General features: G+C 41.9%; 23 protein-coding genes. 22 read left to right on the forward strand and 1 reads right to left on the reverse strand.

The features are described from left to right. Positions 1-2 precede the first annotated feature (2 nt). The 14 genes from A8805_RS02350 to A8805_RS02415 all read left to right on the forward strand — a co-directional run bounded on the left by A8805_RS02350 (position 3) and on the right by A8805_RS02415 (position 15,373). The gene (locus A8805_RS02350; RefSeq protein WP_109708590.1) at positions 3-1,898 is read left to right on the forward strand and encodes a YgiQ family radical SAM protein; all 1,896 of its coding nucleotides are present in this window, start codon (positions 3-5) and stop codon (positions 1,896-1,898) included. 24 nt (positions 1,899-1,922) lie between these two features. Then, on the forward strand, positions 1,923-2,702 hold the full coding sequence (locus A8805_RS02355) for an SDR family NAD(P)-dependent oxidoreductase (RefSeq protein ID WP_109708591.1): 780 nt from the start codon (positions 1,923-1,925) through the stop codon (positions 2,700-2,702). Positions 2,703-2,723: 21 nt separating this feature from the next. Beyond that, a complete protein-coding gene (locus A8805_RS02360; protein WP_109708592.1) occupies positions 2,724-3,695 on the forward strand; it encodes an RluA family pseudouridine synthase in 972 nt (323 codons plus the stop codon). A 1-nt stretch (position 3,696) separates the two neighbouring features. After that, positions 3,697-4,230: a Holliday junction resolvase RecU gene (locus tag A8805_RS02365; protein ID WP_109708593.1), complete on the forward strand. Its 534-nt coding sequence runs from the start codon at positions 3,697-3,699 to the stop codon at positions 4,228-4,230. Positions 4,231-4,359: 129 nt separating this feature from the next. After that, positions 4,360-5,622 (forward strand): ATP phosphoribosyltransferase regulatory subunit, encoded by a 1,263-nt coding sequence (gene hisZ, locus A8805_RS02370; protein WP_109708594.1) that lies wholly within the window; start codon positions 4,360-4,362, stop codon positions 5,620-5,622. After that, on the forward strand, positions 5,619-6,263 hold the full coding sequence (hisG, locus tag A8805_RS02375) for an ATP phosphoribosyltransferase (protein ID WP_109708595.1): 645 nt from the start codon (positions 5,619-5,621) through the stop codon (positions 6,261-6,263). Before hisZ ends, hisG begins: the two co-directional genes overlap by 4 nt. Positions 6,264-6,265: 2 nt before the next feature. Continuing rightward, entirely contained in the window at positions 6,266-7,594 is a 1,329-nt protein-coding gene (gene hisD / locus A8805_RS02380) for a histidinol dehydrogenase (protein WP_109708596.1), read from the forward strand. Positions 7,595-7,723: 129 nt separating this feature from the next. Continuing rightward, positions 7,724-8,314 carry an imidazoleglycerol-phosphate dehydratase HisB gene (gene hisB, locus A8805_RS02385; protein ID WP_109708597.1) on the forward strand — a complete coding sequence of 197 codons (591 nt, stop codon included), beginning with the start codon at positions 7,724-7,726 and terminating at the stop codon, positions 8,312-8,314. Between the two features lie 14 nt (positions 8,315-8,328). Then, positions 8,329-9,612 (forward strand): bifunctional phosphoribosyl-AMP cyclohydrolase/phosphoribosyl-ATP diphosphatase HisIE, encoded by a 1,284-nt coding sequence (gene hisIE / locus A8805_RS02390; RefSeq protein WP_109708598.1) that lies wholly within the window; start codon positions 8,329-8,331, stop codon positions 9,610-9,612. Between the two features lie 427 nt (positions 9,613-10,039). Beyond that, positions 10,040-10,468, forward strand: coding sequence for an RNHCP domain-containing protein (locus A8805_RS02395; protein WP_109708599.1), 429 nt, complete (start codon positions 10,040-10,042; stop codon positions 10,466-10,468). Between the two features lie 205 nt (positions 10,469-10,673). Further along, positions 10,674-10,988 (forward strand): hypothetical protein, encoded by a 315-nt coding sequence (locus A8805_RS02400; RefSeq protein ID WP_109708600.1) that lies wholly within the window; start codon positions 10,674-10,676, stop codon positions 10,986-10,988. A gap of 180 nt (positions 10,989-11,168) precedes the next feature. Next, complete coding sequence (locus tag A8805_RS02405) at positions 11,169-11,783, forward strand: TetR/AcrR family transcriptional regulator (protein WP_109708601.1); 615 nt, start codon at positions 11,169-11,171, stop codon at positions 11,781-11,783. A gap of 72 nt (positions 11,784-11,855) precedes the next feature. After that, on the forward strand, positions 11,856-13,631 hold the full coding sequence (locus A8805_RS02410; RefSeq protein ID WP_109708602.1) for an ABC transporter ATP-binding protein: 1,776 nt from the start codon (positions 11,856-11,858) through the stop codon (positions 13,629-13,631). Beyond that, positions 13,628-15,373 (forward strand): ABC transporter ATP-binding protein, encoded by a 1,746-nt coding sequence (locus tag A8805_RS02415; protein ID WP_109708603.1) that lies wholly within the window; start codon positions 13,628-13,630, stop codon positions 15,371-15,373. Before A8805_RS02410 ends, A8805_RS02415 begins: the two co-directional genes overlap by 4 nt. A gap of 228 nt (positions 15,374-15,601) precedes the next feature. On the opposite strand, the gene A8805_RS02420 is transcribed toward A8805_RS02415, so the two are convergent. After that, entirely contained in the window at positions 15,602-16,975 is a 1,374-nt protein-coding gene (locus A8805_RS02420; protein WP_109708604.1) for an amidase family protein, read from the reverse strand. A gap of 706 nt (positions 16,976-17,681) precedes the next feature. On the opposite strand from A8805_RS02420, the gene A8805_RS02425 reads away from it, so the two are divergent. From A8805_RS02425 to A8805_RS22745, 8 genes are all read left to right on the forward strand, one after another. Further along, positions 17,682-18,419 carry a GNAT family N-acetyltransferase gene (locus tag A8805_RS02425; protein ID WP_109708605.1) on the forward strand — a complete coding sequence of 246 codons (738 nt, stop codon included), beginning with the start codon at positions 17,682-17,684 and terminating at the stop codon, positions 18,417-18,419. Between the two features lie 151 nt (positions 18,420-18,570). Next, a complete protein-coding gene (locus A8805_RS02430) occupies positions 18,571-19,545 on the forward strand; it encodes a beta-ketoacyl-ACP synthase 3 (RefSeq protein WP_109708606.1) in 975 nt (324 codons plus the stop codon). Positions 19,546-19,780: 235 nt separating this feature from the next. Further along, positions 19,781-20,608, forward strand: coding sequence for a LytR/AlgR family response regulator transcription factor (locus A8805_RS02435; RefSeq protein WP_207657666.1), 828 nt, complete (start codon positions 19,781-19,783; stop codon positions 20,606-20,608). Then, positions 20,596-21,939, forward strand: a complete 1,344-nt coding sequence (locus tag A8805_RS02440) for a sensor histidine kinase (protein ID WP_109708608.1) — start codon at positions 20,596-20,598, stop codon at positions 21,937-21,939. Before A8805_RS02435 ends, A8805_RS02440 begins: the two co-directional genes overlap by 13 nt. Before the next feature lie 334 nt (positions 21,940-22,273). Beyond that, entirely contained in the window at positions 22,274-22,687 is a 414-nt protein-coding gene (locus tag A8805_RS02445) for an RrF2 family transcriptional regulator (RefSeq protein WP_109708609.1), read from the forward strand. Positions 22,688-22,868: 181 nt separating this feature from the next. Next, the gene (locus A8805_RS02450; RefSeq protein WP_109708610.1) at positions 22,869-23,561 is read left to right on the forward strand and encodes a nuclear transport factor 2 family protein; all 693 of its coding nucleotides are present in this window, start codon (positions 22,869-22,871) and stop codon (positions 23,559-23,561) included. Between the two features lie 91 nt (positions 23,562-23,652). Continuing rightward, on the forward strand, positions 23,653-25,350 hold the full coding sequence (locus A8805_RS02455; RefSeq protein ID WP_242992229.1) for a S8 family peptidase: 1,698 nt from the start codon (positions 23,653-23,655) through the stop codon (positions 25,348-25,350). Between the two features lie 89 nt (positions 25,351-25,439). Then, positions 25,440-25,571 (forward strand): hypothetical protein, encoded by a 132-nt coding sequence (locus A8805_RS22745; RefSeq protein ID WP_278321213.1) that lies wholly within the window; start codon positions 25,440-25,442, stop codon positions 25,569-25,571. The last annotated feature ends 50 nt before the right edge of the window (positions 25,572-25,621 follow it).

The following is a 25,621-nucleotide window of genomic DNA, read 5'->3' on the forward strand; positions in this document are numbered from 1 at the left end:
CGATGAACCAGGGGTTTTTACCATTATGTAAAAAAGATATGCAGGAAAGAGGCTGGGAGCAGGTAGATTTTGTCTATGTGATAGGGGATGCCTATGTGGACCATCCTTCCTTTGGACATGCTGTTATCAGCCGTGTTTTGGAATCTTATGGTTTTCGTGTGGGAATTCTCTCTCAGCCGGACTGGAAGAAAAAGGAGAGTATTACTGAATATGGAGAACCCCGCCTGGGTTTTCTTGTATCGGCTGGCAATATGGATTCCATGGTAAATCATTATTCTGTCTCTAAAAAACGGCGCAGGCAGGATTCCTATACGCCGGGAGGTGTTATGGGGAAACGTCCCGATTATGCGGCTGTCGTCTACGGAAACCTGATCCGCCAGACTTACAAACATACTCCTGTTATTTTAGGCGGTATCGAGGCAAGTCTGCGCAGGCTTGCCCATTATGATTACTGGGCTGACAAAATAAAACGCTCCATCCTCCTGGACTCAGGAGCGGACATTATTTCCTATGGAATGGGAGAGCACTCTATTGTAGAGATTGCCCAGGCACTGGATGCAGGCATTGCAGTGGAGGACCTGACTTATCTGGATGGAACGGTGGTAAAGGTAAAAAGCCTGGATTCTGTTTATGACGCGGTTATCCTGCCTTCTTTTAATGAGCTTTCGGACAGCAGGGAAACCTATGCTAAAAGTTTTTATACACAATATCAGAATACAGACCCTTTTTCCGGAAAACGGCTGGCTGAGCCTTATGGAGAGCACCTGTATGTGATACAAAATCCACCGTCCAAGCCTTTAGACCAGACACAGATGGACGATGTTTACAAACTCCCCTACATGCGCACATACCACCCTTCCTATGAAAAAGCTGGCGGAGTCCCTGCCATTGAAGAAATTAAATTCAGCCTGACAAGCAGCCGGGGATGTTTTGGCGGCTGTAATTTCTGCGCTCTGACTTTCCATCAGGGAAGAAGAATTCAGGCCCGCAGCCATGAATCTCTGCTGGATGAAGCAAATCTCCTGACAGGGGAACCGGATTTTAAAGGATATATCCATGATGTAGGCGGACCGACAGCAAATTTCCGCCATCCATCTTGTAAAAAACAATTAAAACATGGGCTCTGTAAAGATAAGCAGTGCCTGTTTCCTGCTCCCTGCAATAATCTGGAGGCAGACCATAAAGATTACGTCGAATTATTAAAGAAATTAAGAAATGTTCCTAAGGTAAAAAAAGTATTTATCCGTTCCGGCATCCGGTTTGATTATCTGCTGGAAGACAAGGACAAGACTTTCCTGAGAGAGCTCTGCAATTATCACGTCAGCGGCCAGCTTAAAGTCGCTCCTGAACATGTAGCAGATGAAGTACTTGAAAAGATGGGAAAGCCAGGCCACACCGTTTATGAAAAGTTTACCCGGGCATTTACAGATATGAACCGGAATTTAGGAAAACAACAGTATCTGGTTCCCTACCTGATGTCCTCCCACCCCGGCTCTGATATGAAGGCAGCCGTAAAGCTGGCTGAATATTGCCGGGACTTGGGCTATATGCCGGAACAGGTACAGGATTTTTATCCCACACCATCTACAATATCCACATGTATGTATTATACCGGTCTGGACCCACGGACTATGAAACAGGTTTACGTACCGAAAAATCCTCATGAAAAAGCATTGCAGCGTGCGCTGATCCAATACCGCAATCCGGAGAACTATGACCGGGTGGTAGAAGCTCTGAGCAAAGCCGGAAGGAAGGATTTAGTAGGTTTCGGGGAAAAATGTCTGGTGAGGCCGCGCAAATTTGACCATGGGAAATCAAAGTCAAAAGAGCCCGGTAAACCTCAAAAGGCGGGAAGGAAAAAATCCATACGGAATGTTCATAAAAAGAAAGCAGTATAAAACGGAGCCTGGAGAGTATAAATCATGAAGATTGCAATTGTTACCGGTGCATCATCCGGAATTGGAAAAGAATTTGTAAAGCAGCTTCCTCATTTTTACAGGACGCTGGATGAAATCTGGGTCATAGCCAGAAGGCGGGACCGTCTGGAAACTCTCAAAAGAGAGTCCTGCCTTCCCCTCAGAATATTTGAGGGAGATTTACTGGAAGAGCACTTCTATACAAACCTGGAGAATTTCCTGGAGGCCGAAAAGCCTGAACTCCGCATGCTTGTCAATGCCGCAGGTTTTGGCAAAAAGGGAACAGTATCAGAAATAGCCGAAAAGGAACCCTCCATTCAAACAAAAATGGTAGATTTGAACTGCCGGGCATTGACAAAGATTACTCTTGCCTGCCTGCCTTATCTTTCAAAGGGAAGCAGAATTATTAATGTGGCTTCCGCGGCTGCTTTTGCCCCCCAGCCTTCCTTTGCCGTCTATGCTGCTACAAAGTCCTATGTCCTAAGCTTTTCAAACGGGCTGGGAGCAGAGCTGGAGGGACAGGGAATCCGGGTAACCGCAGTCTGCCCGGGACCGGTCGATACGGAATTCTTTACTATATCCGGTAAGTTGACAAACCGATGGAAGAATGCAGCTATGGCCCGGCCTGAGAACGTAGTAAAAAAAGCTTTGCTGGACTCAAGAAAGGGAAAAACGGTTTCTGTATACAGCATACCGATAAAAGCCGCTCAAATGGGAGCAAAACTTTTCCCCCACCGTCTGATTATGAAAGCAGGTATCTGTTCAGAACAGTTACGAAAGCAGTAACATTTCAAGAAAGGTAGAATCATGCAGCAAATAATGATTGGTGAAAACGAAACCGGACAGAGATTCGATAAGATGCTTGCGAAATATTTGAACAAAGCACCGAAAAGCTTTGTGTATAAAATGCTGCGTAAAAAGAATATTACGCTGAATGGCCAAAAAGCTTCCGGCAGTGAAAAGCTTCAGACAGGGGATAAGATAACCCTTTTTTTATCTGATGAAACCATTGCCAAATTTTCAGACAGGCATTTTCAATGTACCGGAGAAAAACTGGATATTATCTATGAAGATAACAATATTGTTCTAATAAATAAGCCCGCTGGGATGCTTTCTCAAAAGGCATCTGACAAGGATGTTTCTCTTGTGGAACATTTTATTACTTACTTAATACAGTCAGGACAGCTCACTGAGGAAGCACTGCAGACTTTCCGTCCTTCTGTCTGCAACCGGCTGGACAGAAATACCAGCGGAATCGTAGCGGCAGGAAAAAGCCTGGCAGGTTTGCAGGAACTAAGCCGCCTTTTTAAAGACAGAAGCCTGGGAAAATATTATCTGTGCCTTGTAAACGGATTGGTGGAACAGCCTTCTCATATCCGGGGATTCTTAAAAAAAAATACAAGGACGAACCAGGTAGAAATCACTCAAAAAGAAGATACTGGAAGTACCGCCATAGAAACAGAATTTGTACCCCTGAAAACCGGACAAAATGTCACACTTCTGGAGGTTCACCTGATTACCGGGAAAACCCATCAGATCCGTGCTCATCTTGCATCCATAGGGCATCCGATTCTGGGAGATTCCAAGTATGGAAATCCAAGAATAAACGGACTGTACAGCAGGAAATATGGGTTATCACACCAGCTCCTCCATGCATACAGGCTTACATTTCCTGTTCTTGAGGGGTCACTTTCCAATTTGTCCGGCAGAGAGTTTACGGCAGAGCTTCCCCGGCAGTTTCAAAATATAGCAAATAAGGAAACAGAAGGGATTTTATAATATGGCTACATGGAATTCACGGGGACTCCGCGGCTCTACGCTGGAGGATTTAATTAACCGTACCAATGAGCGTTATGAGGAAATGGGGCTGGCATTGATCCAAAAAATACCCACCCCCATCACCCCTGTAAAAATAGATAAAGAACAGCGGCATATTACACTGGCTTATTTCGATAAGATCAGTACCGTCGATTATATTGGAGCTGTACAGGGAATTCCGGTCTGCTTTGATGCCAAGGAATGCAGTGCAGACACCTTTCCTTTACAAAATATCCATGAACATCAAATATCATTTATGACGAAGTTTGAAAAGCAGTGCGGGATTTCATTTCTTATTATTTACTACAGCGGCATCCAGGAATTGTATTATATGCGTTTTGAAGAAATCAAAAAATTCTGGAACAGGGCAAGCTCCGGGGGACGGAAAAGCTTCCGCCGGGAGGAACTGGACCCTGCATATTTTATGGAATTAAAAAATGGCTGCTTCGTTCCTTATCTGGACTATATACAGAAGGATTTGGATGCCAGGGATTGACATTTCCCCTGAAACTGCGTATAATTTACATGTTGTTTTAACGAATTAGCACGATAAAGTGAAAAGGCGGTAAGGTGAACGCAGCAAGCAGCATGCGTGCACATCAGCCTGATTCATCAGGAGGCAGATATGGAACAGAAATTACATACTCCCGAAGGGGTAAGGGACATTTATAATACAGAATGCAGGAAGAAACTGGCAGTACAAGAAAATCTGCATGAGATTCTGCGTGTTTACGGTTACAAGGACATTCAAACACCTACATTCGAATATTTCGATGTATTCAGAAAAGAAATTGGAACTATTTCTTCCAGAGAACTATATAAATTTTTTGACAGGGACGGTAATACTCTGGTACTGCGCCCGGACATCACACCTTCTATTGCACGTGCGGCAGCAACGTTGTTTGAGACAGAAGAGTTCCCTGTCCGGCTCTGTTATATAGGCAACACTTTTATCAACCATTCCAGCTATCAGGGGCGGCTCAAGGAAAACACACAGTTAGGTGCGGAGCTGATTGGAGCAGACTCTCTTGAAGCTGATGTGGAAATGCTGGCTATGCTGGTGGACGGTTTGAAAAAGGCAGGGCTGAAGGAATTCCAGGTAAATATCGGCCATGTTGATTTTATTCAGGGTCTGATGGATGCAACAGGTTTGGACGAAGAGGAAAAAACAGAAGTCCATGATCTGATTACGAATCGGAATTATTTCGGGGTGGAGGAAATTCTTGACAACAAACAGGTAAAGGATTCCCTCAAAGAGGCCTTTCATGTCCTTCCTGAATTAATGGGAGATGTGGAGATTCTGGACAAGGCACTGGAAATTGCACCTAGCATGAATGCCCGTCTTGCTATATCTCATCTTCAGCAGATGCATAAGCTGCTTACGCTTTACGGTGTAGAAGATCACATCACTTTTGATCTCAGCATGAATGGAAACTACGGATATTACACAGGAATTATTTTCCGGGCCTATACATATGGCACAGGAGATGCCATTGTAAGAGGAGGCCGTTATAATCACCTTTTAGAAAAGTTTGGAAAGAACACACCTTCTATTGGTTTTGCGATTATTATTGATGAACTGATGAGCGCGTTAAGCCGGCAGAAAATTTCAGTAGAAACCTGCCATACTAATATTATTGTATACACTGAGGCCACTCTGAAATGGGCAATTGCACTTGCAAAGGATTTCAGGGAAAAGAGCAGGTGCGTAGAAATGCAAAAACGGGAGGCCGGAGACTGCAAGGAAGATTATATCGCATATGGAAAACGTACACAGGCAGTTAGTATGCTTTATCTAAATGATGATTTGACCATTGACATGATAAACCTGCTGACAGGAGAAGAAAAGCAGATAAATGCAGGAAGTAAAAAAGGGGAGCAGAGATGAGATATTTAACTTTTGCCCTGACGAAAGGGCGTCTGGCAAGTAAAACGCTGGAGATGCTGGAAAAGATGGGAATTACATGCGAAGAAATGAAAGATAAAAATTCCCGTAAATTGATTTTTGTAAATGAAGAGCTGAAATTAAAATTTTTCCTGGCAAAGGGACCAGATGTTCCCACATATGTAGAATATGGCGCTGCGGATATCGGGGTAGCCGGGAAAGATACTATCGTAGAAGAAGGGCGCAAGGTACATGAAGTACTGGATCTGGGCTTTGGAAAATGCAGGATGTGTGTCTGCGGTCATGAGAATGCAAGAGAATTACTCCGTCACCGTGAGCTTATCCGTGTAGCAACAAAATACCCCAATATAGCAAAAGATTATTTTTATAACAAAAAACATCAAACTGTAGAAATTATCAAAATGAATGGTTCTATTGAGCTGGCACCCATCGTAGGTCTTTCTGAGGTTATTGTGGATATTGTGGAAACAGGCTCAACTTTAAAAGAGAACGGTCTTATGGTACTGGAGGAGGTCTGCCCTCTGTCTGCCCGTATGATTGTCAATCCTGTCAGCATGAGAATGGAGAATGGCAGAATCAAAGAACTGATTATCAATCTCAGGAAACTTTTACAGGAGGGATAAGAATGCGGATAGAAAGACTGGACGAACGTACAAAAAAGAACCTTCTGGATGATCTCTTAAAGCGCAGCCCTAATAACTACGGACAGTATGAGAACAGTGTCCGGGAGATATTGAACGAGGTAAAAGAAAAAGGTGACGAAGCAGTATTCTCTTACACCAGGAGATTTGACAAGGCCAACATAGATGCATCCAACATTCTGGTGACAGAAGAGGAAGTGAAAGAAGCTTATGGGCTAGTGGATGACTCTCTCCTTGTGATTATACGGAAGGCTCTGAAGAATATTGAGTCTTATCATTCAAAACAGATGCAGTACAGTTGGTTTGACAGTAAACCGGATGGAACTCTCCTTGGGCAGAAAGTGACAGCACTTAGAAGAGTAGGCGTCTATGTGCCCGGAGGAAAAGCGGTATATCCTTCCTCTGTTCTGATGAATATTATGCCTGCAAAAGTAGCAGGCGTTGAGGAGATTATCATGGTAACCCCGCCGGGGCAGGATGGAAAGGTCAATCCTACCACATTGGTTGCTGCAAAAGAGGCAGGTGCCACTGCCGTTTATAAGGTGGGCGGTGCACAGGCAATTGCTGCTCTTGCATATGGAACAGAAAGTATACCAAAGGTGGATAAAATCGTAGGCCCCGGGAATATCTATGTTGCCCTGGCTAAGAAAGCTGTTTATGGACATGTCAGCATTGATTCCATCGCAGGGCCCAGTGAAATTCTGGTGCTTGCAGATGAAACAGCCAATCCCAGATACGCAGCAGCGGACCTGCTGTCACAGGCTGAACATGACGAACTGGCCTCTGCAATACTGGTGACAACAAGCCAGGACCTGGCAGAAAAAGTATCTTTACAGATAGACAAATTTGTGGAGGATTTGTCAAGAGGAACTATCATACAGAAATCACTGGATAATTACGGTCATATTTTAGTAGCGGATACTCTGGAAGATGCCATTGATGCAGCAAATGAAATTGCATCAGAGCATTTGGAGATTATGACAAAAGATCCTTTTACTGTAATGACAAAAATCCGCAATGCAGGTGCAATTTTCATCGGAGAATACAGCAGTGAACCACTGGGAGATTATTTTGCAGGACCTAACCATGTCCTTCCTACTAACGGGACAGCAAAATTCTTTTCCCCACTGTCCGTAGATGATTTCCTAAAGAAATCAAGCATTATTTCTTATTCAAAAGAAGCCCTGGAGGCCATACACCTGGATATAGAGCGCTTCGCCGAAGCAGAACAGCTAACAGCCCACGCCAACTCCATAAAAGTACGGTTTGAGGCCGAAAGCAACTTAGTGAATCCGAGCGACAGCGAAAGATGAGCTTAGTGCGAGGCCGTTCTTTGAGATTAACGAGGTCATTCACGAGTTTAGCGAAAAGAACTTCCTTGTGAAAGCAACTTAGCGAATCCGAGCGACAGCGAGAGAGGAGACTTCTTTTGAAAGGAGAATATGATGGAGAGAATAGGTAGTTATACAAGAAAGACAAAGGAGACAGATATTGCATTGACGATCTGTCTGGATGGAAAAGGGAACAATAAAATTGATACGGGAATTGCATTTTTTGACCACATGCTGGACGGTTTTGCCAGGCACGGCCTGTTTGACCTGGAAGTAAATGTAAAAGGGGACTGGGAGGTAGACTGCCATCATACCGTGGAAGACACTGGTATTGTATTAGGTTTGGCTATAGCCAGTGCTTTGGGAGACAAATCCGGTATCAAACGTTATGGAAGTTTTATACTTCCTATGGATGAGACCCTTGCCCTATGTGCAGTAGACCTTTCCGGGCGCCCCTATCTGAATTATCAGGCCGGATTCACATGTGACCGGATCGGCGGACTGGATACAGAGATGGTGAAAGATTTTTTCTATGCAGTGTCCTACAGTGCTGCTATGAATCTGCATTTAAAAATCCTGGAGCCCGGCAATAATCACCACATGGCGGAAGCTTTGTTCAAGGCTTTTGGAAAAGCATTGGACGCGGCAACTATGGAAGAGCCGAGAATGAAAGAGGTATGGTCTACAAAGGGCAGCCTGTAAAGGAGAGAAAACACATGAGTTATAAAAGATTAACCCCCTGCATTTTCATCGACGGAGGAAAAGCAGTCAGGTGGTTTGATGATAAAGAAGTTATTGCAGATGATGTAATATCACTTGCAAAGCATTACGGAGATGTGGGGGCGGATGAATTGATTGTTTTCGATTTATCCAACTCCGATGAGGAACACGAAGAATCTATTGATCTGATAAAAAGAATCAACCGCGTGATTAATATCCCTATGGTTGCGGGAGGAAACGTCCGCAGACAGGAGGATGTAAAGAAACTTTTATATGCAGGTGCCAAACGGGCTATGCTGAATTTTTCCAAGCCTTTGTCCATTGATTTGATAGAAGAAGTATCCCAGCGATTCGGCAAAGAGCGGATTGCAGTATCTTTGAATGATTTTGATGCCCTGTTCAAACAGCAGCATCTTATAGAAGAGTACAGCACAGAAATTATATTCATGCACAGGCTGGATTTGAATTCTGTCATAAACGTCACCCAGGTTCCTTGTGTTGTCGTAACAGATACTATGGAACAGGCTGAAATTCTGAAAATATTAAAAAGCGATGGTGTAAAAGGAGTGTCCGGGCTGTTTATTAGTCAAAAGGATATCGACTTTAATTCTTTTAAAGATATCTGTACCTCTGAGGATATCCGCATGACTTCTTTCGAAAGCGTAATAGATTTTTCGGAGTTTAAGCTGAATTCTGACGGCCTTTTACCTGTGATTGTACAAGATTATAAGACAAATGAGGTCCTGATGATGGCATACATGAATGAAGAGGCCTTTGATCATACTATAAAATCAGGTAAAATGACTTATTACAGCAGGAGCAGAAAAGAACAGTGGATAAAAGGAGAAACCTCCGGCCATTATCAATATGTGAAAACACTGACCATAGATTGCGACAAAGATACCTTACTGGCAAAGGTGGAGCAGGTGGGTGCTGCCTGCCATACCGGAAATCAAACTTGCTTCTTCCAGCCTGTTGTAGGCAATGATTATGAGGGAAAGAACCCCCTTCAGGTATTTGAATCTGTATATGCCACAATTGCAGACAGAAAACAAAATCCAAAAGAAGGATCTTATACTAACTACCTGTTTGAAAAAGGGATTGATAAAATCCTGAAGAAAGTAGGAGAAGAAGCAACAGAAATCATCATAGCGGCCAAAAATCCAAACCCAGAGGAAGTCAAATACGAGATGTCTGATTTCCTGTATCACGCAATGGTTCTGATGGTAGAAAGAGGAATCACCTGGGAAGATATTACCAATGAACTAATTGACCGGTAAAACATTTTTTGTATTTATATAAATTTCTCTAATATATAATTCTTTACAAAATCTTTATACTATGGTATGCTTTTAAAAGTTGAATAGAAAGGAGGTGGCTTGATGTTTGCTATCCGTAAATAATAGGACAATAAAAATTTTGTTTTCATCTGAAAGATGATGAGTTTTTTATTGTACTTTTTGCGGATACTTGCTCAGGCTACCTCTTATTCAGGAGATAGTGTATTTATTGATTAGCCTTTTTAATGATTAAGCAGTTATAATAAGATATCTGTATTGATTATTATAGGTTATTTTCTGTAAAGCAATAAAATCTGCATTTAGTATTATTTCGATAACTCATCATTTAGGAGTTATCTTTTTTATTGTCCTGACGCTGATCAAATAGTACTATATAAACCTATCGTGTAAGGAGATAATTAATACAATGAATCGTGAAAACAAGAGAAGACAACATAATAAAGGTTATTATCAAACACATCCATGCCCAGACAGTTTTACATGTAAAACTTGCGGACGCTTGGTTGTATCAGCTGGCGCTGGCAGTGCACACCGCAATCATTGTCCTAATTGCCTGTCTAGTATTCATGCTGACATCAAACCAGGTGACCGCGAGTCTGGCTGTGGCGGCATAATGGATCCAGTTGCTGTATGGGTAAGAAAAAATGGAGAGTGGGCAATAATTCACCGTTGCCGCCTTTGCGGGAAGCTTAGTTCAAACCGCGTGGCAGCAGATGATAACCCTATGAAACTGATGTCTATTGCTATGAAACCTTTATGCCTGCCACCGTTTCCACTGGAACGAATTGAAGAACTGACAAAACTTATGGCAGGAGATGGAAGTATGGATTTCTAACACTGAAAAACAAATGCTATTATTTGGCAGTTGCGTTCTAACTACTTTTAATGGGACATATGATATGTTAGATATATCATATGTCCTTTTTATGTAATAAGAAGATGCCCTCCTATTACATCTATTGCAGAAGCATTGAAGCAGGCCATCCTATTCCACAGAAAAGGCATATTCCAGGTTTCGTCACAAAGGAGGTACATAGACTATGAATGAATCAGAAGAGCGGCGCCGGGAACTCCTTAGGCAGACAAGAAAGCTTTACAATGAGGACAGCTTCATTCCGGCAATACATCCCCGATATGGACACATTTATCATGATTTGTATGAGGATGACATGCAGGATAGACCAAAAAACAGTTTCTTTTTCCGGCTATCTCTGGGAATCCTGTGTTTTATCTGTTATGTCTGGATGGACTATGGCAAATTGAATGTGGCAAATGTAAGCAGCGATAAAATAGTCAATCAGATAGAACGTCAGACAGATTTAAAAGAGCTCAAAGAAGTGTGGAAAAAACTTTGAAAAATGTACATTCAATCAAAGCAGGAAAGTAGAATGTGGCAACCAAGAATTGACTATCAGCCCAAAACCGATAGCCAATTCTTTTGCATTTGTTCATGCTCAAATTTTATTCTTGACTTCAGTTGACAAAAGTGATAACATTGTTATGAAAAATAACAAGAGAGGTTTTGGAGTGAAAGCATGAGTTACAGTTCCAACTTAACCCGTGAGCGTATCTTGGAATGCGCTAAACAGGAATTCATGGACTACGGTTATCAAAACGCCAATATGCGGCGCATTGCTCGAACAGCAAAGGCCACAACCGGTGCGCTGTACAACCACTTTGCCAACAAGGAGGTGTTGTTCGATGCGCTGGTGCAGGCACCAGCGGAGGAAATGCTGGCCCAATTCCAGGAAATACACCGGCAGACAGAGAAAAGCCTTTCCATCATGCCGGCCGCAAACATGGAGGAGAAGGCCCGTACCGGTACAGACTGGATGCTGGAATATATATACGAGCATATGGACGCCTTCCGGCTGGTTTTCTGCCACTCAGAAGGAACTCGCTGGTCCACTTATTTGGAGCAGCTAATTGAAATTGAGGAGCAGGCCTACCGGGTCTATTGTGATACGCTTGGTAAGAATGGCAGGCATGTGGAAGACATGTTTCTGCATGTGACCGCTGCGACTGGTTTTCAATATCTGGTGGAGCTTGTCTCGCACAATTTGCCTTACGACCAGGCTGTCGCCGTGATGGACAGTGTAAAGCGATTCAGCATAGCCGGATGGCATGAAATATTAGGGCTCCGCCCCTAATTTTTTTAGACACGAGTTAGCCCTTGCTAACCAAAACGTTTTTTGAATATCAGGAAAGGAAGCGAGTATTAAATGGATAAAAAAAATAAAAAAGAAAGGGGAGCGTTTTCCCATCTCTTCGAGTGGGCAGCGCCCCACAAGGGCGGATATATTGCCTCCCTCAGTTTTGCCACGGTAGGAGTGGCTTGTGGTATAGCGCCTTATTTTTGTGTAGCGCAAATTGTGCTGGCCCTGCTGAGGGGAGAGCTCTCTATCGGCTTTTACGGCTTTTACTGCCTGCTTGCCGCTGGATTTTGGGCGCTTCGGTACCTGTTTCATGGGATTTCTACCTCCCTGTCCCACAAGTCCACCTTTGCGGTCATTTCCGAGGTGCGCTTGAAACTCACGAAAAAGCTCACCCGCCTGCCCATGGGGTATCTGCTGGACACGCCTTCCGGAAGGCTGAAAAACATCCTGGTGGAACGAGTGGACAGTATAGAGCCTACTCTGGCCCACGTTGTACCGGAGATGGGCGGCAATGTTCTGATTTCCATTGCAACTATGGCGTATCTCTTTGCACTGGACTGGCGCATGGCTCTGGCGGCGTTGATTCCGCTGCCGTTGGGACTTCTGTGCTATATGGGCATGAAGAACGGCTATGAAGAGCGGTTTGCCAACTATGTCGCTAAAAACAAGCGCCTCAATGATACAGCCGTGGAATACATCGGTGGCATCGAAGTCATCAAGGCCTTCAATCAATCGGCTTCATCCTACGAAAAGTTCACCACCGCTGCAAGAGAGGCCGCCGCTTCCGCCATTGACTGGATGCGTTCTACGCTGCCCTTTTTCTCCCTGGCCATGTCAGTTTTCCCAGCGGTACTGGTCAGTGTACTTCCCATCGGCGCCATGCTGTATAGAGGGGGCAGCCTGCCTCTAGAAAACTTTGTTGTGTCCATCATTTTGTCTCTTGGTGTTATGGGGCCACTCATCACCACCATGAGCTATACCGACGATATAGCCAAAGTGAACACCATCGTAGATGAAATCAACGAGGTACTCACCCAGCCTGATCTTGCCCGCCCCACAGCCCAGGCAACAGTAAAGGACTACGGCATCCGCCTTTCCGATGTGCGCTTTGCCTATCGGGAAAAGCTGGTACTCCACGGGATAAACCTCTCCATACCAGCAGGCAGCGTGACAGCACTCGTTGGACCTTCCGGTGGTGGCAAGTCCACCATTGCCAAGCTGATTGCTTCCCTGTGGGACGCTACTGACGGGAGCATCACCATCGGCGGAACCGATATACGCCAAATTCCTCTTACCCAGCTCAATAACATGATTGCCTACGTCGCTCAGGACAATTATCTGTTTGACGAGAGCATCCGGGAAAATATCCGCATGGGCAGGCCCTCGGCCAGCGACGCCGAGGTGGAAGAAGCCGCCCGGCAGAGCGGATGCCATAACTTTATCACACAGCTGGAGAATGGCTATGAGACCTGTGCCGGAAGTGCTGGCGGACATCTCTCGGGGGGCGAGCGACAGCGAATAACCATCGCCCGTGCCATGCTCAAGAATGCGCCTATCGTTATTTTAGATGAGGCAACCGCCTACACAGACCCAGAAAACGAGGCGGTCATTCAGGCAGCGGTATCGAAACTGGTCGCAGGCAAGACCCTTATCGTCATTGCCCACCGGCTCTCCACCATCATCGATTCCGACAGCATTGTTGTCATTGAAGGCGGACGGGTAGCGGCCCAGGGGACGCACTGTGAGCTGCTGCTTTCCTCGCCCCTTTACAAAAATATGTGGGACGCTCACACATCGGTCAAAGACAGTATTGAAACAACAACACAGGAGGTGCTCGCATGATCGCCATATTTAAAAAATTCTTCCGGTTCAGCGGCAATCAGAGCCGCTTGTTTTATCAATCTCTCGGCCTTTCGCTGCTCCATGCCGTGTTTGAGGCGTTGCGCATTCCGGCTATTGCCGTGGTGCTCACAGCACTAATCGAGGGCAATGTCAGTGCACAAACCGTATGGGTAACCCTTGGCATCATGCTGGTGAGCATCGCAGGCTGTACCCTGACCCGCCGAAGCATGACCATGAAACAAACAGCCGGCGGATATACGGTCGCCACCAACAAGCGAGTGGAAATTGGTGAGCGGCTCAAATATATGCCCATGGGCTATTTCAATGACAACAGTCTGGGTGACATTACTTCTATCACTACCAACACTGCCGAAAATCTACAGGACGTCGCCACAAGAGTCATCATGCTGACCACCCAGGGGCTTTTGACCACGGCCATGCTTACTCTCGCCATCCTTCTCTACGACTGGCGCATCGGTATACTGCTCCTTGTGGGGATTGCCGCGTTCTTCGGTGTCAACGCCCTCCTGCAAAAGATGTCTCACAAGGTTTCGCCGCTGAAAACAGCGTCCGATACCCGTCTGGTGGCATCTATTCTGGAATATGTACAGGGCATAGGGGTGGTGCGTTCTTATAACCTGGATCAGGAAGCCAACAAAACCGTTGACCTTGCCATTAAGGAGAACGAGGAAGTGAATGTCAAGCTGGAAAAGACCTTTGTGCCTTACACCAGCCTGCAAAGTCTGGTGCTTAAGCTGTTCGGTATCGCCATGATATTCCTGACCGTAACGCTGTATGTGAGTGGCTACATGGAGCTGGTAGGCTGCCTGTTGTTAGTCATTTCCTCTTTTATGGTATATGCACAGCTCGATACCGCCGGCAATTACAGCGCCCTGTTGCGGGTGCTGGACCTCTCCATGGATAAGATCAACAAGATATTTGAAACGCCGCTCATGGATGCGGGCGGCAAAGCCATAAAACCCAAATCCTGCGCCATCAAGGGGGAAAACGTGACCTTCCGCTACGAAAACAAAAGGGTCATCGACGATGTTTCCTTTGAGATTTTCGAGGGAACCACTACTGCCATCGTGGGGCCCTCCGGCGGCGGCAAATCCACCCTCGTAAACCTCATGACCCGCTTTTGGGATGTGGACAGCGGCCGCATTACGTTGGGCGGCATCGATGTACGGGAATACACACTGGATAGCCTTCTTTCTAATTTCAGTATGGTGTTTCAAAACGTTTATCTGTTCAACGACACGATTGCCAACAATATCAGGTTCGGGAAGCCTGACGCAACCATGACGGAGGTGGAGACTGCAGCCAAAAAGGCTTGCTGCCACGACTTTATTACCGCTCTGCCTGATGGATACAATACGGTTATCGGTGAGAGCGGCGCCACCATCTCAGGCGGCGAAAAGCAGCGTATCTCTATTGCCCGGGCATTGTTGAAGGACGCTCCCATTATTATCCTCGACGAAGCCACCGCCAATGTAGACCCCGAAAATGAAGCTCTGCTTCAAGGAGCCATTACCGAACTTACCCACGGCAAGACTATCATCATGATCGCCCACCGGCTCAAAACAGTGCAGAATGCGGATCAGATTCTCGTGCTGGATCAAGGGAAAATCACACAGCGGGGCACCCACCAGGAACTGATTCAGACAGGCGGCCTTTACGCTGATTTCATCCGCATGCGGGAACAATCCATTGGCTGGAAGCTGGGCGGCCGCACGGCCTGACAATTGAGCGTTTTCATCATTTCCAGTACTTATTATTCCGGCTTTTTAAAATGGCAGATGAAACAAAAAGAATGAGAGAGAGTATTGGTTGATTCAGACGGTTGGGGCACTGCCCCCAATCCGCCTGGCAATGGGAATAGCAGTAGGAAGGATACAGACAAAGCCAAGGGGATTTATTATGAGGTGAAAGCTGAATAGGGGCCTAAAAATCCGGGAAACTACAGTTTTTTAATACCCAATAAATTTAGGCTTGACTCTTCTGCCTGCGATTTGTTCTATTGCATAAGCTGTGTTTAATAATTCTTCATCAGTTTGAGCGATGAGATTTATTCCAAAAGGCGTTCCATCATTATATAGCCCGCAGGGTATTGTAATTGCGGGTAGGCCTGTATATTGAATTATTGGGTGGTCTTTAAATACAATACATACATTTACATCCTTTAACTGATTTTCCATATATCGTTTAGTCGGCTCTATATTTTTTAACGCATCCAGATAAATAGATTCTGTCATTTCACCAGAGGTATTATACAGGGCATCTTCTAATAATATTTGACCATATTTTAAAGTTTTTTCTTTATGAAGATTATTAAATTCGATTATGTCCTTTAGATTTTTTATTTTGTAATCTGGTGGTAATTCAGCTAAATATTGGTTCATAGCATACTTAAACTCATATTTTTTAATGTTCTCTATCTTTTCATTAGGAATTGTTTTAAGAGGCATTCGTTTTAAGATTGCACCAGCTTTCTTTAACTTATCTAAAACACTATTAGACTTCTTTTTTTCTTCCTGCGACATATTATCAATGGCAGATTGATCAATTCCTATTACAGTACCTTTAAGGCTTGTATTTTCTGTAAAGTATATTTTATTAGCTGATATTTCATTAAAAATAATAATTGCATCTTTAACAGTTCTTGTCATGGGGCCAACCATATCAAGAGTAAAGCTTACCGGTATGATCCCTTTTATGCTCAAAGCACCCCTCCCTGGACGATACCCTACAATACCATTCTTTAAACCTGGAGATATGATAGAACCAGAGGTATCTGTACCTAAAGCTGCCGCACATAAATTAGCTGCTACTGCAGACCCTGAGCCGGTGCTGGAACCTGCCGGGCTTTCACCCAAAATGTATGGTGATTTTACAATCCCCCCTTTGGAGCTATATCCGTTTGGCATTCCTTTAGTCATATAATTGGCAAATTCAGTCATATTTGTTTTGCCAAGAATAACAACACCTTTTTTTCTTAAAATTTTTACAATCTCAGCATCCGTTACCGGACTTGAATCTGCTAATGCCAGTGAACCGGCGGATGTGTGTAAATTATCTGCGGTATTTATATTATCTTTTAAAAGAATAGGTATCCCATAAAGCAAACCAGGATCATTCTTATTCCTTGCATCAAGTTCTTCTGCTATTGTAATGGCATCCGGGTTTATCTCAAGAATAGAATTTAATCCTTTAGAACCTTTGTCGAAAAAGTCGATTTGCTCTAAATACTGTGAAACAATCTCTTTTATGGAAAAAGTTTTGTCTTTTATTATCTTATTTAATTCAGTTATTGTTATTTCGTTTAAGTTTATTTGGGTTGCCATATTAATCTCCTGTATCTATTTGACATTCTCTCATCTAGTTATATTTTTACTATTATCTTCTTATATATTTTAATTTATTCATTGTAACGTTAGCAGATACAGAGTGCTAAATATCAATTAGGAGAAACCATAGAGTTAGCCCCGATAATATTTGTTTAGAACTATCCATATTATATAACGTTCCCCAATTTTAAAGTAATTAAGTACATATATTATGCAGTTTATGCCGTCTTTGTTGACACATGACATTTGCTATGTTATGTTTTAAATCGCATTCGAGGGGAGCTTGTTTTTCTTTTTCATCATGTCGGAACAAGCACCACCACCCCTCTAATGTCAAATCTTCTTTTTAAATTGCATTGAGGGGGATGTTTTCCATCAGTATCTCCAATGTTGAACATATAACATCCCCTCTTCAATGTATAACTTTCCTATCAAAAACGAAGGTACTGGCGTTCTTCGTTTTTTATTGTATGTTCTCCAGTTTTGCCAAATAAAAACAGCTGACTTAATAGTTCACAGTTAGTAGTTAATTGTTTTGATATTAAATTAGTATTCTTGTAAACTGGAAGTTTCTGTGATTTTGGTAAATGCAAGGGGTTCATATTTGGGGAACAACGATAAAGCATTCGTGTTTTCCGGCAGCATGGAAAGTAGCCGTAAAGGGAAAGCAGATTAATTGAGGTTAAAAAGAAAGGTTATATCTATGAACAAATGTAAGGTGACCGCTCTGTTTGATGGTTGGAACGAAGCGTTAATCTGGTCATGTTTGCAAGGCCACATGGGGAATATGATTTTAGATGATGATGAAAATCCTTTATCGGCAATGATTGATATTGGCGATTTCTGTTTTTTCGCAGGTAATCCTAATAGCGCTTTATTCACTATGCCTGCTAAAACAAAGCTATTGATACCAAAGGACCGGGCTTGGGCAAAGTTGATAGAGAGCTTTTATGGCAAGCAAGTAAATAAGACATTACGTTATGCAATCAAAAAAGAACCTCATATTTTTAATGAGGAAGTGTTGGCTGCTTATATAAAAACGCTGGATGACTGCTATGAACTTAGAATGTTTGACCAAGAAATATTTGAAATGGCACGAATAGAAGAGTGGTCTTTTGATTTGTGTTCTCAGTTTAAGGACTACAAAGATTATCAAAATAAAGCAATCGGCACAGCAATTTTACATCAGGGAAAACTAGTGGCAGGAGCCTCTCCTTATGCAACTTATAATGAAGGTATTGAAATCGAGATAGATACAAAGCCTGAATATAGGCGCAAGGGGCTTGCGACTGTATGTGGGGCCAAGCTAATATTAGAATGTTTACAAAGAAATATTTATCCTAGTTGGGATGCACATGATTTGCGTTCTGTTGCTTTGGCAGAAAAACTTGGATATCACCTTGATAGTTCATATGTAACATATGAACTATCTGTCAAATAAAATAATGCCAATAATGCGAAACCGGCAAACAGGAATTATTAACTATGCAAAAATTGTAGCCACTTCTGAATATAAATTAGTAAAAGAACGGGAAAGTCCCTCGAAATCAGATAAAGATTATTACCGAAACGGATAGAGAGGATTTAAGTGAATGAATATAAACTCAAATTATATAATAACGGCTATTGGCTCATATCTCCCTGAAAGAAAGCTGACAAATTTTGATTTTGAAAAAATGGTTGATACAAGTGATGAATGGATTATAAAGCGGACAGGTATTCATACGAAGTTCATATCTGCTGATAACGAATTTGCAAGTGATTTAGGAATAAAGGCAGTACAAAATTTAATGGACAATTATCCGGTTACATTGAAAGACATAGATATGATTATTGCTACTGTTTTTGTTTACGACCACTTAACTCCAAGCGTATCAGCGATAGTTGCAGAGCATTTTGGCATAAATATGGCAGGAACGTATGATTTACACGCAGAAAGTTCCAGCTTTGCATACGGCCTTATTACTGCAAATGCTTATATAGCAAGCGGTCAAGCGAAGAAAGTTCTTTTAGTAACGGCTGAAACGCCAAGTAAAGAACTTGATCACACAGACCCGGGCACTTGTATACTTTTTGGAGGTGGAGCAACAGCAACGTTAATTGAAAAAAATACATCACCTAAAAAGTTCGTTTCCAATTTCAGGACAGATGGTAATTTGGCAGATAAAGTATACTGCACACAATTTTCCTCTGCAATCAAAAGAAGCAAATTTGAAAAGGAACATTTTATACAGCAGGATGACAGGGCCTTATACGCATATGTTGTCAAAAACATTTCAAATTATATCAAATGTCTCTTAGATGAAGCTGGATTAACTACTTCTGATATTGACTGGTTTATACCTCATAGTGCTAACTTACGTATGATTGAAGCATTACGCGAAAGGTTGGAATTTGATGAAACAAAAATGTTGACAAGCGTTGAACAATGCGGAAACACTTCTTCATCAATTCCGCTTGCAATCATCTTAGCCTTAAAAGATGGACGAATAAAACGAGGGGATAAGATATTAATATATGGATTTGGCGAAGGTATTACCTACGCAGGGGCAATTATAGAATGGTAACCCGTACAATGCTAGTTACATTTGTATTGTTTTATGTAATTAATTTTGGAGGATGGGAAGTGTTTGTTGCTAAGGGAATGAATGAAACTTGGTCATCATTTACAGCCTATATAGTTTTGATTGTAGTAGTGGTTTTGATATAGAATAAAAAACTTCTAACAGAATGGTACAGATTCAAATGTGAAACGAAGAGTTGGAAGAAATTTTTCATTGAATTGTTGATCACTGATAGGGTTTGTTAATAGAAAAATACGATGCTTTCGACTGCCAAAAAGATAAGAAACAGATGTATGAGGAAATAATGATGGGACTTAATGTACTATTATGTGATGACGAACAGGAGGCAGTTTCTAAATTTTCTACTCTGATTGAATCCTGTGCAAGGAAACAACAAGTAAATATTGAACTAAAATGCTTTCCAAGCGGTGAATCCCTGTTGTATGAATTTATAGAATCAGGGTTGGAGATTGATATTCTCTATTTGGATATTGTAATGAAAAAAATAGATGGTATGGAAACGGCAAAAAGGCTTCGGGCGGCTGGATGCAGTAGTCCCATTATCTTTTTAACCTCTTGTGAGGATTATGTGTATGATGCTTTTGACGTGGATGCCGTGCAGTATCTGGTAAAGGACCGGTTCACCGAAGAAAAGTTTGAGCAGATTTTTAGAAAATCGGCTGAACGGACGAGAGAACCAGAGCAGCCTGTGTTTGTCTGTGAGTTTGGCGGTGTAAAAACCTTCATCCCCATTGCGGAGATTACATATTTTGAAATATGGAGACGGCTTGTCACCGTACATTACGGCGGAAAAACGAAAAAATTTTACGGGAACATGGAACACTTGGAACAGGAATTTAAAACGAAATATTTTGTGCGCTGTCACCGGTCATATTTAGTTCACCTGCCCTTTATAGCAGAATTTCACCGCACTCAAATTGTATTAAAACGTGGGACGTGTATCCCAGTAGGGGCAACCCACTATAACGAGCTTTGCGCGGCGTTTTCTAAATATGTCACACAGATGCGGGAGAAGAGAAGCGGGGAGAAGCCATGTTATATGTAACAACGGCGATTATCATCGGATATTATCTCATCTTCCTCCTGTATTACCAAAAACTGTATCCGCCAGATGGCAGAAAAATACTGCCAGTTATTTTGACCTTTATCTTTCTTAGCGCCGTGTATATTATTTTTGCCATATATGATATCCAGTGGCTGATTATTCCCATTTCTATTTTGGGAATAACAATATCTCTTTGGTTCACAACAGGAATGAATTGGCTGCAATCCGCCTATGGAGCAATCTTAAGTGTCATCAGTGTTTACTGCTTTCGAGGACTCTTTGCCGCTGTTGATGTCCTGTTTATTCCCGGTGGATATGATGATCCTCTGCATAATGTATTTATGTACAATCTGCTGACCGCACTAGCTATCCCAATTGCGTTGTTTTGTTTTTACCTGCTGCGCAAAACACTGCTGCCTGACCGGCGGCTGAAACTGGTACTGAACAATAAGTATTTGCTGCTTCGTATTGTCATCTATCAAGCCATTGCTGCAATAAACTTGATGACAATCAATGCGGGCCGTACATTTATTCGGGAAGCGCAGTGGTATTCGCTCATTGCCCTGTGCGCCTTTTTACTAACTTTGGGCATGTTCATCTATATCATTATTTATTCAGCAGATATTATGGAATTGACCGATTACAAATGGCGTGCCAAGCTGTTGGAAGAACAATATGCTCTCCAGCTTCGGCATTACAGAGCGTATGAGAAATATACCAAAGACTTTCGTGTGTTCCGACATGACTTTAACCGAATGATGCCGTTATTGCAAACACTGGTTGAAAACAAAGAAACCAACAAAGCGGTTCTGCTCATAAAGCAGCTATCCGGTACCATGCAGAGGACGGTACATATTCACAAAAAGTATTCTAACCACGTAGTCATTGATGCTATGTTACAAGACCTTGCAAATCTATGTGAAGAACATCAGATCCGTTATGAATTCCAGGCCGTCAGTCCAAAGAATACCGGGCTTTCTCTATTGGATGGCATCCGTATCCTGTCCAATCTTTCGACAAATGCGGTCGAAGCCTGTTTGAAGGTTCCGGAAAAAGAGCGCTTTATAGAAATCACCTGCTGGTGTGAGAACAACTGGACAGCCTTACAGATCATGAACTCTTTTGATGGTGAGGTGCATATGGAAAAAGGATACCCCATTACCACCAAAAAGGATGCTTGGAATCATGGATTAGGGCTTATTTCTGTACGGGAAATTGTCGAAAAAATGCATGGACTGCTCCAGATTGACATGGATCAAAAGCAGCGTATCTTTACTGTCAGTGTCTACCTTCCTGAGCATGGGGAAGTTGAACAGCCAGTTCAAAAATAACATCCAGTTTTATACTATAACCCTGCTATTATCCGGCAGGGTTTTTTGTATTCATTTCTCATATATGAGTGGATATGTCTGTTACGTCAAAATAGAAATCGGTTACATTTTCCTGTTTTTTTGTCAAGCTAGTGGTATTGTTAAATGTATAATCAGGGTTATGCTGCAGGAAAGAAATAAATACGATTAATCGGAAATTACATGGACGGTACTATGGGGGGTCTCGTTCTATTTTGTGCCTAAAAACATACAAGCCGAAACAGTTATTTATGTTGACGAATATTAAACTCTAATATAGAGTATACATTCGAAAAAATGGAAGGAGGTGTGATTGATGCAGCTTCAACTAACAACAGACTATGCCCTGCGTATACTTAGTTTTTTAGCATCGGAAGAACGAGTGGTGTCTTCCACTGAACTAGGTGAACGTCTTGCGGTTTCGCAGAAATATGTGCTTCGGATTGGAAATAAATTAAAAGCAAATGGATTCGTGGATGCTGTTTATGGTATCAATGGCGGATTCACCATCAGCAGACCGCTTGAAGATATCTCTATCTACGATGTAATTGTAGCCATTGAGGGTACAATAAAATTAAACCGGTGTTTGGAACCGGATGGTTATTGCAGTAGAAATGCGACAACTTTTTGTGTGGTACATCACTTTTATCGGGAGATTCAGGAAGAGCTGGAAAAGAAAATGAAAGCGGAAACACTGGCAACTTTGCTTGAAAAGTCCAAAAGGATATGAGGGAAAGACAGATAATGATGTTGAGAAAAAACAGACCATACTAAAAAAAGAAAGGTGCACAGCATTTTTATAGAAAATGGGATATTGTGATGCTGGGATTGCTTATCAATATTCCTAAACATGATTAACCAATGAAAACGTTTTTTATTAAAGCCCTAAAGTAAGAAGAGAGGAGAACAGAATGAATACAGGTACTATATTAAAGTTTATGGGAGCAATAAACTGTAAAAATCTATCTATAATTATTGAAATGATGTCAGAAGATTTTCTCTTCATTGATACCTACGGTGACAGTGCCAATAAAGAGCAAATGAAAACAGGATGGCAAGGATTTTTCAATTGTTTTCCGGATTATCAAATAGAAGTCAATGATTATCTGGAAAATGAATCGTTTGCTGTGATTTTAGGAAATGTAAGGGGTTCATATTTGGGGAACAAAGATAAGCATTGGTGCTTTCCAGCAGCATGGAAAGTAGTCGCAAAGGGGAAGCAGATATGTATATGGCAGGTCTTTTGTGCAAGTATAAGTTCGGTAAAAGAATATCTAATGTACGGTGACAGCGTGAACGAAAAGCTGGGCAGCTGTGAAGAACGCCTGCGTGTAATTCAGGGCTATGTTGACAAGGGAGAAGAAGCAGAATTATTTAAGGCAATCAACAACATGTCTACAGAGCATGAACAAATTTATATGGAGATCGGGATACAGGCAGGTTTTCGATTGGCGAAAGATATTATACAAGGTAATGTTCTTGAGGAAAGTGCTTTAGTAAAATACAAAGAAATGTATCTAAGCCTTTTTGAAGATATTACAAAGGCGGTGACTGAATTAAAGAAAGCCCAACGTAGGGCAGAAGAAATTTATATATCCATATAGTGAGCAGCTTTTCATGCAGAAATAGATATTTTACGAGCGCCACGCAGTTAATAAGGATTGCATAAAGTTAAATTAATTGAATACACTATGAATGAGCCACGAAGTAATGAAAGGTACATACATGCATAAAGCACTAGATGATAATTATATAGATTTATTAATTGACAATGTATTAGCGGAAAATCTTAGAAATGGATATGAGATAACGAAGATTAATGAAAGAAATTCGATTTTACACTCGCCAGTTGATATATTTAATATGTGTTCCTTAGGAATTTATCCTTACCATATATTCCCTACTATCTATACTTTATGCTCTACAGTTTCGCTTGAGAGTTCAGGAATCTCTGTAGTTCAAAGCAATCCAAACTTTGGACTTTTTGGGCAGGGAGTAATCATCGGATTTGTTGACACTGGCATTAATTATCAACACCAGGCATTCTTAAATTCTGATGGAACATCCAGGATTTTGTATCTTTGGGATCAAAATATTGAGGGTTCCGGTATACAGCCTAATGTACCATTCGGTTCGGAGTATGATAGAGCATTAATTAATCTTGCCTTACTGAATCAAAATCCATTATCAATCGTACCTAGTTTTGATGACGATGGACATGGTACTATGCTGGCCGGAATTGCTGCTGGCAGTGTAGATGAATCACAAAATTTTAGTGGAGTTGCGCCCAACGCAGAAATTGTTGTTGTTAAACTTGCTCAAGCAAAACATAACAATCGGGCTATATTTAATATACCTGACACTGTTCGGTGTTATCCAGAAACAAATATACTAATTGGTATTGAATACATCCGAAAAACTGCGGAAAGACTTAAACGCCCATTGATTATTTGTTTAGGAATGGGATCTAGTCAGAGTGATCATGATGGTCACAGTGCATTATCATTATATTTAAATAACAATTCAACAACTCCTAGAATAGGGGTTTGCATTTCAGCCGGTAATGAAGGCAATACGCGCAGACACTATAGTGGAGATATCTCAGACGGACAGACCTATAATGAGTTTGAACTGAGAGTAGGTGAATTGGATAAGAGGTTTTCAATGGAGATATGGCAAAAATCGCCTGGTAAAATTGCTATAGTAATTGAATCTCCTAATGGCGAACAAACATCTGTTATTCAACCCCAATTCAGTCAATGTCTTGAACATACTTTTGTTTTCAGTAATTCTAAATTATATATAAACAACATAATTGTAGAAGAAGAAACCGGAGAACAACTAATCTTGATACGATTTTCAAATGCATTGAGTGGTATCTGGAAGATGCGTGCTATTAGAATCGATAATATAGCTACTCAATTCAATGCCTGGCTGCCTTCTGGGGATATCATAACAGAAGAAACATATTTTCTTGAACCCAACCCATATACAACGGTTACATCTCCCGGTAACGCCCGTAATCCAGTTACTATAACAGCTTATAATCAGACCACTAACAGTATCTTACTTGAATCCAGCCGTGGTTTTACTACCAGCAATGTAATAGCTCCTGATCTGGCAGCTCCAGGCTTTAATATAAAATGTCCAACTATTATAAATACTTATGGAGGTGCAACTGGTACAGGAGCTGCTGCAGCCCATAGTTCAGGAATTATGGCTTTAATATTAGAATGGGCAGTAGTAAAAGGAAATTACACTTCTATATCAGGCAGAGATATCAGCAGATTACTAATCCGGGGAGCAACAAGAGAAAACTATATGGACTATCCTAATAGAATTTGGGGATATGGGAAAATTGATATTATAGGTTTGTTTAAAGGATTAATTTAATAGTAGCGAGGCTGACCGAAGTAACTTACATAATTTTTGTAAATTGAATGATTTCCTCTTGCATCAATGCGATTTTCGGAGCTTGGATAGTGTATGATATTGACCGGGAAATGATGGCTTTTGCAATGGAAGTCCTGCCGGAACAGAAAACGATACTAGATATTGAGATTGATAATGGATATCTACTTGAAGTTCTTCCTCAAAATGTATATAATATTTAAGATTATACCAATGCGGACTTTGCATAAAATCTTCTTTTTGTAAGAGGATT

Origin of the sequence: Faecalicatena contorta (assembly GCF_003149105.1) — a bacterium.
In the GTDB taxonomy this organism is placed as follows: domain Bacteria; phylum Bacillota; class Clostridia; order Lachnospirales; family Lachnospiraceae; genus Muricomes; species Muricomes contortus_C.

Excerpts from the sequence above, each read along its gene's own strand:
- A8805_RS02350 (WP_109708590.1), top strand. The coding sequence starts at position 3 with ATGAACCAGGGGTTTTTACCATTATGTAAAAAAGATATGCAGGAAAGA.
- A8805_RS02355 (WP_109708591.1), top strand. The coding sequence starts at position 1,923 with ATGAAGATTGCAATTGTTACCGGTGCATCATCCGGAATTGGAAAAGAA.
- A8805_RS02360 (WP_109708592.1), top strand. The coding sequence starts at position 2,724 with ATGCAGCAAATAATGATTGGTGAAAACGAAACCGGACAGAGATTCGAT.
- A8805_RS02365 (WP_109708593.1), top strand. The coding sequence starts at position 3,697 with ATGGCTACATGGAATTCACGGGGACTCCGCGGCTCTACGCTGGAGGAT.
- hisZ (WP_109708594.1), top strand. The coding sequence starts at position 4,360 with ATGGAACAGAAATTACATACTCCCGAAGGGGTAAGGGACATTTATAAT.
- hisG (WP_109708595.1), top strand. The coding sequence starts at position 5,619 with ATGAGATATTTAACTTTTGCCCTGACGAAAGGGCGTCTGGCAAGTAAA.
- hisD (WP_109708596.1), top strand. The coding sequence starts at position 6,266 with ATGCGGATAGAAAGACTGGACGAACGTACAAAAAAGAACCTTCTGGAT.
- hisB (WP_109708597.1), top strand. The coding sequence starts at position 7,724 with ATGATGGAGAGAATAGGTAGTTATACAAGAAAGACAAAGGAGACAGAT.
- hisIE (WP_109708598.1), top strand. The coding sequence starts at position 8,329 with ATGAGTTATAAAAGATTAACCCCCTGCATTTTCATCGACGGAGGAAAA.
- A8805_RS02395 (WP_109708599.1), top strand. The coding sequence starts at position 10,040 with ATGAATCGTGAAAACAAGAGAAGACAACATAATAAAGGTTATTATCAA.
- A8805_RS02400 (WP_109708600.1), top strand. The coding sequence starts at position 10,674 with ATGAATGAATCAGAAGAGCGGCGCCGGGAACTCCTTAGGCAGACAAGA.
- A8805_RS02405 (WP_109708601.1), top strand. The coding sequence starts at position 11,169 with ATGAGTTACAGTTCCAACTTAACCCGTGAGCGTATCTTGGAATGCGCT.
- A8805_RS02410 (WP_109708602.1), top strand. The coding sequence starts at position 11,856 with ATGGATAAAAAAAATAAAAAAGAAAGGGGAGCGTTTTCCCATCTCTTC.
- A8805_RS02415 (WP_109708603.1), top strand. The coding sequence starts at position 13,628 with ATGATCGCCATATTTAAAAAATTCTTCCGGTTCAGCGGCAATCAGAGC.
- A8805_RS02420 (WP_109708604.1), bottom strand. The coding sequence starts at position 16,975 with ATGGCAACCCAAATAAACTTAAACGAAATAACAATAACTGAATTAAAT.
- A8805_RS02425 (WP_109708605.1), top strand. The coding sequence starts at position 17,682 with ATGAACAAATGTAAGGTGACCGCTCTGTTTGATGGTTGGAACGAAGCG.
- A8805_RS02430 (WP_109708606.1), top strand. The coding sequence starts at position 18,571 with ATGAATATAAACTCAAATTATATAATAACGGCTATTGGCTCATATCTC.
- A8805_RS02440 (WP_109708608.1), top strand. The coding sequence starts at position 20,596 with ATGTTATATGTAACAACGGCGATTATCATCGGATATTATCTCATCTTC.
- A8805_RS02445 (WP_109708609.1), top strand. The coding sequence starts at position 22,274 with ATGCAGCTTCAACTAACAACAGACTATGCCCTGCGTATACTTAGTTTT.
- A8805_RS02450 (WP_109708610.1), top strand. The coding sequence starts at position 22,869 with ATGAATACAGGTACTATATTAAAGTTTATGGGAGCAATAAACTGTAAA.
- A8805_RS02455 (WP_242992229.1), top strand. The coding sequence starts at position 23,653 with ATGAGCCACGAAGTAATGAAAGGTACATACATGCATAAAGCACTAGAT.